Genomic DNA, 15,438 nt, shown 5'->3' on the forward strand with positions numbered 1-15,438 from the left:
CGAGGGGCGTGATTTCACTCCCACTCAATCGTCGCCGGCGGCTTCCCCGAAATGTCGTACACCGCGCGATTGATCCCGCGCACTTCGTTGATGATCCGGTTCGACACACGCCCGAGCAGCGAGTACGGCAGATGCGCCCAGTGCGCCGTCATGAAGTCCGTCGTCTGCACGGCGCGCAGCGCCGTCACGTAGTCGTACGTGCGCCCGTCGCCCATCACGCCGACCGACTTCACCGGCAGGAACACCGCGAACGCCTGGCTCGTCAGGTCGTACCAGCTCTTGCCGACGTCCGCTTCGCCGCACAGGCCGGCAGCCGCATCCTGCGCGGTCGCGACCGTGTTGCGCAGCTCCTCGATGAAGATCGCGTCCGCGCGGCGCAGCAGGTCCGCGTACTCGCGCTTCACCTCGCCGAGGATCCGCACGCCGAGGCCCGGGCCCGGGAACGGATGGCGATACACCATCTCCGGCGGCAGGCCGAGCGCGACGCCGAGCTCGCGCACTTCGTCCTTGAACAGGTCGCGCAGCGGCTCGAGCAGCTTCAGGCCGAGCGTCTCCGGCAAGCCGCCGACGTTGTGGTGGCTCTTGATCGTCGTCGCCTTCTTCGTCTTCGCGCCGCCCGACTCGATCACGTCCGGATAGATCGTGCCCTGCGCGAGCCACTTCGCGTTCGACAGCTTCTTCGCCTCGGCCTGGAACACCTCGACGAACTCGCGGCCGATGATCTTGCGCTTCGCTTCCGGATCGGTCACGCCGGCCAGATGGCCGAGGAACTGCTCGGACGCGTCGATGTGCACGACCTTCGCATGCAGACGGCCTTCGAACATGTCGAGCACCATCTTGCCTTCGTTCAGACGCAGCAGCCCGTGGTCGACGAACACGCAGGTCAGCTGATCGCCGATCGCGCGATGGATCAGCGCGGCCGCCACGCTCGAATCGACGCCGCCCGACAGGCCCAGAATCACTTCCTCGTCACCGACCTGCTCGCGGATCTTCGCGACCGCTTCCTCGATGTGGTCGCGCATGATCCAGTCGGGCTTCGCGCCGGCGATCTGCAGCACGAAGCGCTCGAGCATCTGGCGGCCCTTCACCGTATGCGTGACTTCCGGATGGAACTGCACCGCGTAGTAGCCGCGCGCCTCGTCGGCCATCCCGGCGATCGGGCAGCTCGGCGTCGACGCCATCAGCTTGAAGCCCGGCGGCAACTCGGCGACCTTGTCGCCGTGGCTCATCCAGACCTTCAGCATGCCGTGGCCTTCGGCCGTCGTGAAATCCTCGATGCCGTCGAGCAGGCGCGTATGGCCGTGCGCACGCACTTCCGCGTAGCCGAATTCGCGATGGTCGCTCCACTCGACCTTGCCGCCGAGCTGCACGGCCATCGTCTGCATCCCGTAGCAGATGCCGAGCACCGGCACGCCGAGATCCCACACCGCCTGCGGCGCGCGCAGTTGATGGTCTTCGTACGTGCTCGCGTGACTGCCCGACAGGATCACCGCCTTCGGCGCGAATTCGCGGACGAATTCGTCGGACACGTCGTTCGGATGGATTTCGCAGTAGACGTGCGCTTCGCGCACGCGGCGCGCAATCAGTTGGGTGACTTGCGAACCGAAGTCGAGAATCAGGATTTTGTCGTGCATGGCTGCGGACGGGATGATGAGAATAAGAAAAGCAGCGCGTTCGATTGAACCTGCGCTGCGTCAATAGCATGGACGGCGACGTCGGGCGGCGGACGGCACGCGCGACGCATCGCCGGTCAATCCTGCGTCGGCGGGCGCTCGTCGAGCGCGACGGTGCCGGACGACGAGCCGGGCCTCGACGGCGCGACGGGCGGAACGCCCGACGACGGCGGCACCGGCGCGGACGGCCGGACGACGACGGGCTCGACCCGCTGCGGCGCGCGCTCGACGACGGGCTCCGCGGTGCGCTGCGGCGCACGCGCGTCGAGCGCCTGCGCGCGCTCGCGCCGCCGCACGGCCGACGCGAGTCGCACACCGCCGAGGCCGAGCACGATCAGCACGACGCCGGCGATCGCCGACAGCACCCTGCCGGCCGCGGCGAGCGCGGGACCGCTGCCCGTGCCGATGGACCAGACGACCGTCAACACGCCGGTCAGCCAGTTCACATGGCCGACCGCGCGGGCGACGGGCGCCGTCAGATCGCCGTTGACCGCCGCATGAAACGCGAGCCACGCGAGGCCGAGCAGCGCAATGCCGAAGGCCTGGCCGAGCATCGCCGGTTCGACGTTCGCCAGTTGCAGCGCGTTGAACAGCGCATGCCACGGCGTCAGCACGAACAGCAGCCCGAACGCCAGCAGCAGCACGGCATCGACGACCAGCACGGCTCGCAGCAGCGGTTTCATCGGCGATCAGTCCACGTGATAGTTCGGCGCTTCCTTGGTGATCTGCACGTCGTGCACGTGCGACTCGCGCATGCCCGCCGCGGTGATCTGCACGAATTCGGCCTTCTCGTGCAGCTCCTCGATCGTGCGGCAGCCGCAGTAGCCCATGCTCGCGCGCACGCCGCCGACCAGCTGGAACAGGATCGCGTTGACCGAGCCCTTGTAGGCGACGCGGCCTTCGATGCCTTCCGGCACGAGCTTGTCGATGTTCGCCGAGTTGTCCTGGAAGTAGCGGTCGGCCGCACCGTCCTTCATCGCACCGACCGAGCCCATGCCGCGGTACGACTTGTACTGGCGGCCCTGATACAGGAACACGTCGCCCGGCGCTTCTTCGGTGCCGGCGAACATGCTGCCCATCATCACGGCGTTCGCGCCGGCGGCCAGCGCCTTCGCGACGTCGCCCGAGAAACGCACGCCGCCGTCGGCGATGCACGGCACGCCCGTGCCCTTCAGCGCTTCCGAGACGTTCGCGATCGCGCTGATCTGCGGCACGCCGACGCCCGCGACGATGCGCGTCGTGCAGATCGAGCCGGGGCCGATACCGACCTTGACCGCGTCCGCGCCGTATTCGACGAGCGCCTTCGCGGCGGCGGCCGTCGCGATGTTGCCGCCGATCACCTCGACGTGCGGGAACTTCTGCTTGACCCAGCGCACGCGCTCGAGCACGCCCTTGCTGTGGCCGTGCGCGGTATCGACGACGATCACGTCGACGCCCGCCTGCACGAGCAGCTCGACGCGCTCTTCGTTGTCCGGACCGACGCCGACCGCCGCGCCTGCGCGCAGCTTGCCGTGCTCGTCCTTGCACGCGTCGGGGTGCTCGGTCTGCTTCGTGATGTCCTTGACGGTCATCAGGCCGCGCAGCTCGAACGCGTCGTTGACGACCAGCACGCGCTCGAGGCGGTGGCTGTGCATCAGCGCCTTCGCTTCCGCGAGCGGCGTGCCTTCCTTGACGGTGACGAGACGCTCGCGCGGCGTCATGATCGACTTGACCGGTTCGTCGAGGCGCGTTTCGAAGCGCAGGTCGCGGTTCGTGACGATGCCGACGAGTTGCGGACCTTCGACGACCGGGAAGCCCGAGATGCCATGCTGGCGCGACAGCGCGATCACGTCGCGCACCTTCATTTGCGGCGGCACCGTGATCGGATCGCGGACCACGCCCGACTCGAAGCGCTTGACCTTCGCGACCTCGCGCGCCTGTTCGGCCGGCGTGAGGTTCTTGTGAATGATGCCGACGCCACCCTGCTGCGCCATCGCGATCGCGAGGCGACCTTCGGTGACCGTGTCCATCGCGGCGGACACGAGCGGCATGTTCAGGGAGATGTTGCGGGTCAGCTTGGTCTTGAGGCTGGTGTCGCGCGGCAGAACGTCGGAGAAGGCCGGGACGAGGAGCACGTCATCGAACGTGAGTGCTTTTTGGATCAGACGCATGGCAAATCCTGTGGGCGCAAAAGCGAATTATACGCGAAGCGCGGCGAATTTTCACAACACGAACAACGGCTTAGCCGTTTTCCGCCGTTCCGGGGCCGAATCGTTCGAATCGCCGTTCGCTTCGTTTTCGATCGCCTTTCGTTTCGGCCCCGCATCGCCCCGTTCGCGCAATCGGACGGCCCGGTCCGCATCGGCGGACCGGCGTGCCGGCCGCGCGCCGGTCGAGTCGCGTCCGGACGCGTGCCAATGTCCTCCCCCTCTATATCGCGCCGGCTGCACTCGCGAGCATCGCGACCCCGCCCACGAGCATCGCCGCGCCGACGATCCGTGCCACGCGATGCCCGTGCGGCAGCAGCCGCTCGGCCGCGATCGCCGCAGTCGCGACCGCCATCACGCGCAGGTCCATCGCGCCGGCCGCCAGCGCCGCGGTCATCAGATTGCCGCAGCAGGCGGCGCAGTGCAGCGCGATACGCATGCCGTGCCGCCACGCATCGGCGGCGTCGGCACGCGGTGCCGACGCGCCGGCCGGCTCGTTGCGGCAACAATCGAGGCGATGGCGCTTCCAGCCGGTCAACTGCAGCGTGCCCGCCGCGAAGACCGTCGCGCCGCTCGCAAACGGCAGCGCATACGCGAGCGCCGACAGCCGCAGCGCCGCCGCTGCAAGCACGTCGCCCGCCATCCAGACGAGCACGCCGATCGCCATCCATACCGAGAAATACGCACCGCCCGCGATCGCGACGCGCGCCGTCCGATGCGCAGGCCCGGGCACGTGCGCGCCGATCAGCTGCCGGTAATGCCACAGCGCAGGCGCGAGCACCGGCAGCATCATCGCGACGACCATCGTGCCCCACATTCCGGCGAACGCGGCGAGCGCACGGTCCGCGCGCCATCCGCACGGATGGCCCCACGCGGCCGGCGCAAGCCAGCCGCCCGCCGCGATGCCGCCGCCCATCGCGTCCATCGACGCGTGCCGGTTCAGCAGCACGGCCACGGCCGTTGCCGATACGGCAGCCAGCACCGCGCCGAATGCTTGCCGCTCGCGGCCTGTCGCGCGCGCGTTCATCGCGGGCTCGTCGTCGGTCGGCGACGCCGCGCGCTCAGCGCTGCGCATACTCGTCGTGCCGGCGCCACCATATGCCGGTTTCGTTGCGTCCGAGCGGCGCACGATCGAGCCACGCGTACATGCCCCACAGCGCGTCGAGCCCGCGCGCGTACGTCGAATACGTGTGATAAATCGCATCGTCCTCGCGCACGAACGCGCTCATCCCCGGCCGGTCGCGCGCGTAGGTCCGCGCATCGGTGCCGCAGGTTGCCGCGAACTGCGCGACCGGCGCAGGCGGCGGATCCATGTCCATCGCGTGCGTGCCGCGCGCATAGTTGTAGTCGACGTCGCCCGTGCGCTGCTGCGCCTCGGTGAACGACACGTTGAAGTCGAAGTTGAAATCGCTGTCCGCCGACGACGCCCACGGAAACGTCCATCCCATTCGCCGCCGATAGCCGAGCAGCTTCTCGAGCGGCGCACGCGAGACGGCCGTCAGCGTCACGTCGTGATGCGCGAGGTGGACGACGAATCCGTCGAAACCGTCGGCGAGCGCCGAGCACGACGGACAGCCTGCCTTGTAGTCGGGGCCGAACATGAAGTGGTAGACGAGCAGTTGCGAGCGGCCGCGAAACAGGTCCGCAAGCGTCGCCGGGCCGTCCTCGGTGTCGAACCGGTAGGTCTTGTCGACGCGCACCCACGGCAGCGCCGCACGCCGCCGCGCGAGTTCGTCGCTTTGCCGCGTCAGCGCCTTTTCGGCGTCGAGCAGCGCACGGCGCGCGGCCAGCCATTCGTCGCGCGTTCCGGTGAGATGGGTCGTCATCGTAGCTTCCTCCTGTCGATCGGTATCGGGCACGGCCGGCGGCCGTGTGCGTGGTGCTAGATTAGGAGCCGTCGCATCGCCGGAGGGAGTGACAAGTGTGTCGGGATTCCGATGGATTCGCTGATTACCGCGGCCGCACGCGCGCTCGCGGGCGGTGACGCGCTCGGCGCGCTGAACCGCGTCGCGCTGCGCGACGATGCGCCGGCGCTCGCATTGCGCGGCATCGCGCTCGCGCAGCTCGGCGACTTCGAGCGTGCGCGTGCGCTGGTGCGCGCGGCGACCCGCGCATTCGGCGCCCGGGAAGTCGTCGCGCGTGCGCGTTGCGTCGTCGCGGAAGCGGAAATCGCGCTCGCGGCGCGCGACCTCGGATGGCCGTCGCGCGCGCTCGACGCCGCATGCACGACGCTCGACGCGCACGGCGATCGCGCCAATGCCGCACTCGCGCGCCATGTCGGCGTGCGGCGCCTGCTGCTGATCGGCCGCGTCGACGAAGCCGAACGCCGGCTCGCGACGCTCGATCCGACGCCGCTGCCGGCCGCGTCGCGCGCGGCGCACGAACTGATCGCGGCCGGCATCGCGATGCGCCGCGTGCGCGCCCACGCGGCACGTGCGGCGCTCGCACGCGCACGCGAGGCCGCGCTGGCTGCCGGCATCGCCGCACTGACCGCCGAGATCGACGCCGCCGGCCGAATGCTGGCCGCGCCTGCCGCGCGGCTCGTCGCGCAGCACACGTCGCGCGCCGTGGGACTCGACGACGTCGAGGCGCTGTTCGCGTCCAACGCGCTCGTCGTCGACGCGTGCCGATACACGGTGCGCGATCCGCGCACGACGGTGCCGCTCGCGCGCCGCCCGGTGCTGTTCGTGCTCGCGCGTGTGCTCGGCGAAGCGTGGCCGGCCGACGTGCCGCGCGACGCGCTGATCGCCGCCGCGTTTCGCACACGGCATCCTGACGACACGCATCGCGCGCGGCTGCGCGTCGAAATCGGCCGGCTGCGCGCGCTGCTGCGCCCGCTTGCGAACGTCACCGCGACGCCGCGCGGATTCGCGCTCGAACCGCTCGGCACGCGCGACGTCGCCGTGCTCGCGCGCCCGGTCGACGACCGCCATGCCGACGTGCTCGCGCTGCTCGCCGACGGCGAAGCATGGTCGAGCTCCGCCCTCGCGCTCGCGCTCGGCGCGAGCCAGCGCACCGTGCAGCGCGCGCTCGACGCACTCGCGGAAGCAGGCAAGGCGCACGCGTTCGGGCGCGGCCGCGCGCGCCGCTGGACCACGCCGCCGCTGCCGGGATTCGCGACGACGTTGTTACTCCCGATGCCGGTCGCGGGCGACTAGGATCGACTTGCATGACGAACCGCCCCGGCGACCGGCCGACCGAACGACAAGGTGATCACGATGACACGATCGAAAGCAGACATTCTTCGCGAATACGGCCCGTTTCCGGGCGTCGACGGCGTGCACGGCGTCACGTTCGACGGACAGCGGATCTGGTTCGCGTCCGGCGACAAACTCAACGCGCTCGATCCGGAGCGCGGCACGACGGTTCGCACGATCGACGTCGCCGCGCATGCGGGCACCGCGTTCGACGGCCGTCATCTGTTCCAGATCGTCGAAGACCGCATCGAGAAGATCGACCCCGAATCGGGCCGCGTGCTCGCGACGCTGCCCGCGCCGGGCGGCGGCGGCGATTCGGGTCTCGCGTGGGCCGAAGGCACGCTGTGGGTCGGCCAGTACCGCGAACGCAAGATTCATCAGGTCGATCCGCAGTCGGGCGCCGTGCTGCGCACGATCGAGTCGAACCGCTTCGTGACCGGCGTCACCTGGGTCGACGGCGAGCTGTGGCACGGTACGTGGGAAGCCGACCGCAGCGAGCTGCGACGCATCGATCCTGAGTCAGGCCGCGTGCTCGAGCAACTCGACCTGCCCGACGGCGTCGGCGTATCGGGACTCGAATCGGACGGCGGCGAGCGCTTTTTCTGCGGCGGCGGCAACAGCGGCAAGCTGCGCGTCGTACGTCGCCCGGCGCGAACAGCGCCGCCGGACGACGCGCAACGCGAATCCACCGACGACTGACGCGAATCGCGCACCGCGCCGCGAGTGCAGGAATGGACAAGACGCGGCCGCACGAGCGCGGCTACCATGCGCGCTCGTCAGTGATTCGTCGGGAGCAGTGAATGCAGCGCGGTGTGGTGTACGGCGTCCTCGCGGGCGCCATGTGGGGCATGGTCTTTCTCGTTCCGCGTTTGCTGACCGACTTCTCGCCGCTGCTGCTGAGTGTCGGCCGCTACGCGATGTACGGGCTCGTGTCGGTGGCCGCCGCGTTGCCGGCCGCGCGCTCGCTGCTCGCACGGCTCACACGCGGCGACCTGATCGCGCTCGCAAAGCTCGCGCTCGTCGGCAACGTCGCGTACTACATGTTGCTGTCCGCGGCCGTGCATTTGATCGGCATCGCGCCGAGCTCGCTGATCGTCGGCGTGCTGCCCGTCACCGTCACGCTCGCAGGGCTCGGCGACCGCGGCGCGGTGCCGCTGCGGCGGCTTGCCGCACCGCTCGCGCTCGTCGTCGCCGGCATCGCCTGCATCAACGTCGATCTGTTCACGTCGGAAGCCGCGCATGCGACGACGCTTGCGCAAAAGCTTGCCGGCATCGCCTGCGCGGCCGGCGCGCTCGCGAGCTGGACCTGGTATGCGGTCGCCAACACGCGCTATCTGCAGCGCCATCATCGTTTCGACGGCAACGAATGGTCGGTGCTGTGGGGCGTCGTGACCGGTGCGATCGGCGCGCTCGGCTGGGCCGTGATCGTCGCGCTGCCGGCCGGCACCGTACAGGCTGCGCTGCCCGCGTCGCGCTGGCACCTGTTCTGGCTGCTGAACCTCGGCCTCGCGATCGGCGCGTCGTGGCTCGGCAACGGGCTCTGGAACGCGGCGTCGAAGCGGCTGCCGCTCACGCTGTCGGGCCAGTTGATCGTGTTCGAGACGGTGTTCGCGATGCTCTACGCGTTCATCTTCGATCAGCGCATGCCGCGCGTGCTCGAAATCGCGGCGCTCGCGCTGCTGCTCGCCGGCGTGTACGGTTCGGTGCGGCGGCACGGCGATGCGGACGGTAACGGCAACACGCCGACGCGCGCCGCGATCGATCCGAACGCCGCCGCGCACTGAGCGCGGCCGCTTCAATCGGACGAATGAAACAAACGCACGCGGCTCAGCGCGCGTCCTTGTGCATCCACTTGCGCCCTTCGACGGAGCCGTCGCGGCGCGCCTTGTCGACGCGCCGCTGGCGCGCGATCTTCGGATCGACGATCAGCGGCCGATAGATCTCGACGCGATCGTGATCGGCGAGCGGCGCGTCGAGCGACGCGAGTTTGCCGTAGATGCCGGTTTTCGCATGCGCGAGATCGATTTCGGGATGCAGCGCGAGCACGCCGCTCGCCTCGATCGCCGCGCGCACGGTCGCGCCTTCGGGCAGCGACACCGGAATCAGCGTCTGACGGTCGGGCAGCGCATAGCAGACTTCGATCGACAGCATCGCCTCACCCTTTACCGTAGCGCTGGTCCGCGCGCTTCACGAACGAATCGACGAACGTGTTCGCGATATGGTTGAACACCGGACCGATGATCTTTTCGAGCAGGATGCTCGAGAACTCGTAGTGCAGCGAGAATTCGATCTTGCACGCATCTGCGCGCAGCGCGGTGAAGCGCCACGAGCCCGTGAACTTCTTGAACGGGCCGTCCGCGAAGTCCATGTCGATCCGCGTCGGACGCTGCTGCGTATTGCGCGTCGCGAAGTGCTGCTTGATGCCCTTGAAGTTGATGTCGATGCGCGCCTCCATTCCGCTCTCGTCCTGACGGCGAATCTCGACACCGCCGCACCAGGGCAGGAAATTGGGGTAGTCGGCCACGTCGGTGACGAGGTCGAACATCTGTTCCGCCGAATGACGGATCAATACGGTTTTCTGGACATCTGCCATAAATCGCGCGGCATCGCTGAAGGTGGGAGAGCAAGCCGGGCGATCCGCGCCCCGCTTTGCTAAAATCGTGATTTTAAACGAGTTGGCCCGATCCTTTCATGAGCATCATCGACAACAGGAAAGCGCACTTCGATTACCACATCGAGGAACGCTATGAGGCGGGGCTCGTGCTCGAGGGCTGGGAAGTCAAGGCGCTGCGCGCCGGGCGCGGGCAAATCAAGGAAGGCTACGTCGTGATCAAGAACGCCGAGATCTTCCTGATCGGCACGCATATCAGCCCGCTGCCCGAAGCCTCGACGCACATCAAGCCCGATCCCGTGCGCACGCGCAAGCTGCTGCTGCACCGTGACGAGATCAAGAAGCTGATCGGCAAGGTCGAGCAGCGCGGCTACACGCTCGTGCCGCTGAACTTCCACTACAAGGGCGGCCGCGTGAAGTGCGACATCGCGCTCGCGAAAGGCAAGAAGTTGCACGACAAGCGCGAAACCGAGAAGAAGCGCGACTGGGAACGCGAGAAGGCACGCATCATGCGGGCCGGCGCCTGACGCACGCGCATTGCCTGAAACGATACGGCCCGCTTCGAGCGGGCCGTATGTTTTGGTCGACTCGACGATTCGTGCGCGTCAGCCGTTGCCGCGCGGCAGGTCGGCCGCGGCCGGCGTCGCGCGCTTGACGATCGTCAGTGCGGACGCGATCGCCGTGCCGAGATCGGACAGATTGGACGGCACGATCAGCGTATTGCCCTGCTTCGCGAGATTCGAAAACGCGCCGACGTACTGCTCGGCGACCTTCAGATTCACCGCATCCATCCCGCCTTGCGACTGGATCGCGCTCGCAATCTTCTGAATCGCCTGCGCATTCGCTTCGGCGACCGCGAGAATCGCGGCCGCTTCGCCCTGCGCCTGATTGATCGCGGCCTGCCGCTCGCCTTCGGACTTCTGGATCGCCGCCTCGCGCGCACCCGACGCGAGGTTGATCTGCTCCTGCTTGCGCCCTTCGGACGCGGCGATCAGCGCGCGCTTCTCGCGCTCCGCGGTGATCTGCGCCTGCATCGCGTGCAGGATTTCCTTCGGCGGCGTCAGGTCCTTGATCTCGTAGCGCAGCACCTTAACGCCCCAGTTCGCGGCGGCCTCGTCGAGCGCGGACACGATACTGTGATTGATGAAGTCGCGCTCCTCGAACGTCTTGTCGAGCTCGAGCTTGCCGACTACCGAGCGCAGCGTCGTCTGCGCGAGCTGCGTGATCGCGAGCACGAAGTTGCTCGACCCGTACGACGCCTTCATCGGATCGGTGACCTGGAAATACAGCACGCCGTCGACCTGCAGCTGCGTGTTGTCGCGCGTGATGCAGACCTGGCTCGGCACGTCGAGCGGAATCTCCTTCAGCACGTGCCGGTACGCGATACGGTCGACGAACGGCAGCACGATGTTCAGCCCCGGCGACAGCGTCGCGTGATAGCGGCCGAAGCGCTCGAGCACCCACGCGTGCTGCTGCGGCACGATCTTCACCGTCTTCGATACGATCACGATCGCGATGACGAGCAGTACGACCCAGATGATCAGCGAATCCATCGACATTTCCTCCTTGTTGTATGCACGGGCACGGACGATCAGCCCGCAGGTTTCGCGACGACCACGAGGCAGTTGCCGCGCACGGCGCTGACCTGATAGACGCGCGCATCGTCGCGCTCGCCGGCCGCCAGCTCGACGTCCCACTCGGCACCGCGATACTGGACGCGCGCGCGGCCGTCATGCCACGCGCCGACCGTGACGGTCGCGCCGATATCGAGGTTGACGTCGGGATTCGTCGACGTATCGCGCTTCTGCTTGCGCCCGAGCCCCGAGCGGCGCAGCGCGATCATCGCGACGAGCGCGATGGCGGCGGCCGCGCCGATCTGCACGTGCGGCGCGAAGCCGGCGAGCTGCAGCAGTCCGCCGGCAACGAAGCCGAGCGCGATCATCAGCAGATAGAACGTCCCCGTCAGCAGCTCGGCCACGACGAGCACGCCGACTCCGACCCACCAGAACAACTGCGCCGACATCATTGCGGTCTCCTGCAAACGAAAACACCCCGGATCTACCGGGGTGTTTATAGCATGAACCTTGCATTTTGCCTTCAACGAAAGTGCGGCCGAGCCGCCCTTTCGTCGAAGCGACGCGATCGACCGTTATTTCCGGTTCGCGAGCGCCTGCCAGGTATCGATGATCGTGTCCGGGTTCAGCGAGATCGACACGATGCCTTCGTCGGTCAGCCACTGCGCGAAATCCGGATGATCGGACGGGCCCTGACCGCAGATGCCGACGTACTTGCCCATCTTGCGGCACGTATCGATCGCGCGCTTCAGCAGGAACTTGACCGCCGGATCGCGCTCGTCGAAATCGACGGCCAGCAGCTCCATGCCCGAATCGCGATCGAGGCCGAGCGTGAGCTGCGTGAGGTCGTTCGAGCCGATCGAGAACCCGTCGAAGTACTGCAGGAACTCTTCCGCGAGAATCGCGTTGGTCGGCACCTCGCACATCATCACGAGGCGCAGCCCGTTCTCGCCGCGCTTCAGGCCGAACTTCTCGAGCAGGCCGACGACGCGTTCCGCCTGCTTCACGGTGCGCACGAACGGCACCATGATCTCGACGTTGGTCAGGCCCATCTCGTCGCGCACGCGCTTGAGCGCACGGCACTCCATCTCGAACGCCTGCGCGAAGTCGTCGGCGATGTAGCGCGACGCGCCGCGGAAGCCCAGCATCGGGTTTTCCTCGTCCGGCTCGTAGCGCGAACCGCCGATCAGCTTCTTGTACTCGTTCGACTTGAAGTCGGACAGACGCACGATCACGGGCTTCGGATAGAACGCCGCGGCAATCGTCGCGACGCCTTCGGTCAGCTTGTCGACGTAGAACGCACGCGGCGACGCATGACCGCGCGCGACGCTCTCGACGGCCTTCTTCAGATCCTGATCGACGTTCGGATACTCGAGGATCGCCTTCGGGTGCACGCCGATGTTGTTGTTGATGATGAACTCGAGACGCGCGAGGCCGACGCCGGCGTTCGGCAGCTGCGAGAAGTCGAACGCGAGCTGCGGATTGCCGACGTTCATCATGATCTTCACCGGAATTTCCGGCAGTTCGCCGCGCTGCACTTCGGTGACTTCCGTCTCGAGCAGCCCGTCGTAGATCTTGCCTTCGTCGCCTTCCGCGCACGATACGGTGACGAGCGCGCCGTCCTTCAGCACGTCCGTCGCGTCGCCGCAGCCGACCACGGCCGGCACGCCGAGCTCACGCGCGATGATCGCCGCGTGGCAGGTACGCCCGCCACGGTTCGTGACGATCGCCGACGCGCGCTTCATCACCGGCTCCCAGTTCGGATCGGTCATGTCGGCGACGAGCACGTCGCCCGGCTGCACGCGTTCCATTTCCGACGGATCCTGGATCACGCGCACGGGGCCCGCACCGATCTTCTGGCCGATTGCACGGCCGGTCGCGAGCACCTGCGACTGGCCCTTCAGCTTGAAGCGCTGCTCGGCCTTGCCGCTCGCCTGGCTCTTCACCGTCTCCGGACGCGCCTGCAGGATGAAGATCTTGCCGTCGCGGCCGTCCTTGCCCCACTCGATGTCCATCGGACGCTGGTAGTGCTTCTCGATGATGACCGCGTACTTCGCGAGCTCGATCACGTCGTCGTCGGTGATCGAGTAGCGGTTGCGCTGCTCGTGCGGCACGTCGACCGTCTTCACGCGGCCCGGCTCGCCCGGCTGCGTGAATTCCATCTTGATCAGCTTCGAGCCGATCGAGCGGCGGATGATCGGGTACTTGTCCTGCGCGAGCGTAGTCTTGAACACGTAGAACTCGTCCGGGTTCACGGCGCCCTGCACGACCGTTTCGCCGAGACCGTAGCTCGACGTGATGAACACGGCGTCCTTGAAGCCCGACTCGGTGTCGATCGTGAACATCACGCCGGCCGCGCCGACGTCCGAACGGACCATGCGCTGCACGCCGGCCGACAGCGCGACTTCGGCATGCGTGAAGCCCTTGTGCACGCGATACGAGATCGCGCGGTCGTTGTACAGCGACGCGAACACATGCTTCATGCGGTCGAGCACGTCCTCGATGCCGACGACGTTCAGATACGACTCCTGCTGACCGGCAAACGAGGCGTCGGGCAGATCTTCGGCCGTGGCGGACGAGCGCACGGCGAACGACAGCTCGCCCGGCGAGCCGCTTTGCAGCACTTCGAACTGCGCGCGGATTTCCTGCTCGAGGCGCGGCTGCAGCGGCGCGTCGACGATCCACTTGCGGATTTCGGCGCCGGCTTCGGCGAGCGCCTTCACGTCGTCGATGTCGAGCGACTCGAGACGCTTCGCGATGCGGTCGGTGAGGTCGTTGTGCTTGAGGAAATCGCGGAATGCGAGCGCGGTCGTGGCGAAACCGGTGGGAACGCGCACGCCTGCCTCGGCAAGCTGGCTGATCATCTCGCCGAGCGACGCATTCTTGCCGCCCACGATCTCCACATCGGTCATCCGCAACTGCTCGAACGGAATTACATACGCCTGGTCCTTTGCGACGTTTGCTGCGTTAGTCATACAAGCCCCTAAGTGTGAAAAAAATGCTCGATCGCGCAAGTGGGCTTGAACGCGGGCGCTTGCAAAAAGGCGCGGCGCGTCTTGCGCAACCTGTTAGATAAACAATCGCAGACGCGAAAGCTTCCGACCCGATTACAAAAATCCCGGCAGAAAGGCGAATTTTGCAGATGAATCGCCGAACTTGCCGGGAGTTTCGAATCGCTCGCGGCAAGCCTCGGGCATCGTACGCGCCCCGCCCCCGCAATTGCTTATCCAACAGGTTGCCGCTATTCTACCGTGCCGGCTGCAGGATGTGGCACGACCTTGTCACTGCGTCTGGAGGGCGGCCTCGAGCCGCCCGCGCAACCGCCCTTCACGTTCGACGTCCAGATTCATGCTGCCTACCGTTTTCATCGTCTCCGACGGCACGGGGATTACTGCCGAAACCTTCGCGCATTCGATCCTCTCCCAGTTCGACCAGAAGTTCCGCCTCGTGCGCGTGCCGTTCGTCGATTCGCTCGACAAGGCATACGCGACCGTCGAGAAGATCAACGAAGCCGCCGTGCACGACGGCCGCCGCTCGATCGTGTTCACGACGCTCGTCGACAGCGAGTCCAACGAGATCGTCAAGCGCTCGAACGCGCTCGTGCTCGACATGTTCCAGCGCTTCGTCGAACCGCTCGAGCAGGAACTGCAGCTGAAGTCGAGCCACGCGATGGGCCGCGGCCACCAGAACGCGGACACCGAGGAATACAAGACGCGCATCGAGGCGATCAACTTCTCGCTCGCGCACGACGACGGCCAGTCGAACCGCAACCTGTCGGAAGCGGACGTGATCCTGGTCGGCGTGTCGCGCAGCGGCAAGACGCCGACGAGCCTCTATCTCGCGATGCAGTACGGCGTGAAGGCCGCGAACTATCCGCTGATCCCGGAAGATTTCGAGCGCGGCAAACTGCCGTCGGCGCTGGCGCCCCACCGCGACAAGCTGTTCGGGCTGTCGATCGATCCGCAGCGTCTGTCGGAGATCCGCAACGAGCGGCGTCCGGGCAGCAAGTACGCGGCGCCCGAAAACTGCCGCTACGAGATCAACGAGGCCGAAGCGATGATGCGGCGCGAAGGCATCAAGTGGCTGTCGTCGACGCACAAGTCGATCGAGGAAATCGCGACGACGATCCTGCAGGAAATCCGCCTCGAGCGGCAGTCGTACTGATCGTCGCGGCGGATCGTCCCGCCGGAAGCAAAA

General features: G+C 67.2%; 15 protein-coding genes. 5 read left to right on the top strand and 10 right to left on the bottom strand.

All coding sequences use genetic code 11. The features are described from left to right. Positions 1-14: 14 nt before the first annotated feature. The 5 genes from guaA to NP80_RS22610 form a co-directional block, all read right to left on the bottom strand. Entirely contained in the window at positions 15-1,634 is a 1,620-nt protein-coding gene (gene guaA, locus NP80_RS22590; RefSeq protein WP_006402676.1) for a glutamine-hydrolyzing GMP synthase, read from the bottom strand. Positions 1,635-1,750: 116 nt separating this feature from the next. Beyond that, the gene (locus NP80_RS22595) at positions 1,751-2,356 is read right to left on the bottom strand and encodes a hypothetical protein (protein WP_006407690.1); all 606 of its coding nucleotides are present in this window, start codon (positions 2,354-2,356) and stop codon (positions 1,751-1,753) included. A gap of 6 nt (positions 2,357-2,362) precedes the next feature. Next, positions 2,363-3,823, bottom strand: a complete 1,461-nt coding sequence (guaB, locus tag NP80_RS22600) for an IMP dehydrogenase (protein ID WP_006402674.1) — start codon at positions 3,821-3,823, stop codon at positions 2,363-2,365. 259 nt (positions 3,824-4,082) lie between these two features. Then, positions 4,083-4,934 carry a DUF2182 domain-containing protein gene (locus NP80_RS22605; RefSeq protein WP_006407692.1) on the bottom strand — a complete coding sequence of 284 codons (852 nt, stop codon included), beginning with the start codon at positions 4,932-4,934 and terminating at the stop codon, positions 4,083-4,085. Then, complete coding sequence (locus NP80_RS22610) at positions 4,921-5,685, bottom strand: DUF899 domain-containing protein (protein WP_006407693.1); 765 nt, start codon at positions 5,683-5,685, stop codon at positions 4,921-4,923. The genes NP80_RS22605 and NP80_RS22610 overlap by 14 nt, the downstream gene beginning before the upstream one ends. A 111-nt stretch (positions 5,686-5,796) precedes the next feature. Between NP80_RS22610 and NP80_RS22615 the strand changes: the two genes are divergently transcribed. The 3 genes from NP80_RS22615 to NP80_RS22625 all read left to right on the top strand — a co-directional run bounded on the left by NP80_RS22615 (position 5,797) and on the right by NP80_RS22625 (position 8,840). Next, positions 5,797-7,017, top strand: coding sequence for a hypothetical protein (locus NP80_RS22615; RefSeq protein WP_006407694.1), 1,221 nt, complete (start codon positions 5,797-5,799; stop codon positions 7,015-7,017). 60 nt (positions 7,018-7,077) lie between these two features. Then, the gene (locus tag NP80_RS22620; RefSeq protein WP_035488272.1) at positions 7,078-7,755 is read left to right on the top strand and encodes a Vgb family protein; all 678 of its coding nucleotides are present in this window, start codon (positions 7,078-7,080) and stop codon (positions 7,753-7,755) included. Between the two features lie 101 nt (positions 7,756-7,856). Continuing rightward, positions 7,857-8,840 (top strand): DMT family transporter, encoded by a 984-nt coding sequence (locus NP80_RS22625; protein WP_006411595.1) that lies wholly within the window; start codon positions 7,857-7,859, stop codon positions 8,838-8,840. A gap of 43 nt (positions 8,841-8,883) precedes the next feature. Here the strand turns inward: NP80_RS22625 and NP80_RS22630 are convergent, their stop codons facing one another. Both NP80_RS22630 and NP80_RS22635 read right to left on the bottom strand, forming a co-directional pair. Next, positions 8,884-9,207, bottom strand: a complete 324-nt coding sequence (locus NP80_RS22630; RefSeq protein ID WP_006402668.1) for an RnfH family protein — start codon at positions 9,205-9,207, stop codon at positions 8,884-8,886. Positions 9,208-9,211: 4 nt separating this feature from the next. Continuing rightward, positions 9,212-9,649 (bottom strand): type II toxin-antitoxin system RatA family toxin, encoded by a 438-nt coding sequence (locus NP80_RS22635; RefSeq protein ID WP_006402667.1) that lies wholly within the window; start codon positions 9,647-9,649, stop codon positions 9,212-9,214. Between the two features lie 98 nt (positions 9,650-9,747). Here NP80_RS22635 and smpB point away from each other — a divergent pair, with 98 nt between their 5' ends. Beyond that, positions 9,748-10,194: an SsrA-binding protein SmpB gene (smpB, locus tag NP80_RS22640; RefSeq protein ID WP_006402666.1), complete on the top strand. Its 447-nt coding sequence runs from the start codon at positions 9,748-9,750 to the stop codon at positions 10,192-10,194. A gap of 78 nt (positions 10,195-10,272) precedes the next feature. On the opposite strand, the gene NP80_RS22645 is transcribed toward smpB, so the two are convergent. The 3 genes from NP80_RS22645 to ppsA form a co-directional block, all read right to left on the bottom strand. Further along, entirely contained in the window at positions 10,273-11,220 is a 948-nt protein-coding gene (locus tag NP80_RS22645) for an SPFH domain-containing protein (protein WP_006407697.1), read from the bottom strand. Between the two features lie 38 nt (positions 11,221-11,258). Next, complete coding sequence (locus NP80_RS22650; protein WP_006407698.1) at positions 11,259-11,693, bottom strand: NfeD family protein; 435 nt, start codon at positions 11,691-11,693, stop codon at positions 11,259-11,261. Between the two features lie 123 nt (positions 11,694-11,816). Then, complete coding sequence (gene ppsA, locus NP80_RS22655; protein WP_006402663.1) at positions 11,817-14,216, bottom strand: phosphoenolpyruvate synthase; 2,400 nt, start codon at positions 14,214-14,216, stop codon at positions 11,817-11,819. A gap of 373 nt (positions 14,217-14,589) precedes the next feature. Here ppsA and ppsR point away from each other — a divergent pair, with 373 nt between their 5' ends. After that, positions 14,590-15,405, top strand: coding sequence for a posphoenolpyruvate synthetase regulatory kinase/phosphorylase PpsR (ppsR, locus tag NP80_RS22660; RefSeq protein ID WP_006402662.1), 816 nt, complete (start codon positions 14,590-14,592; stop codon positions 15,403-15,405). Positions 15,406-15,438: the final 33 nt, after the last annotated feature.

It is taken from the genome of Burkholderia multivorans ATCC BAA-247, from assembly GCF_000959525.1.
In the GTDB taxonomy this organism is placed as follows: domain Bacteria; phylum Pseudomonadota; class Gammaproteobacteria; order Burkholderiales; family Burkholderiaceae; genus Burkholderia; species Burkholderia multivorans.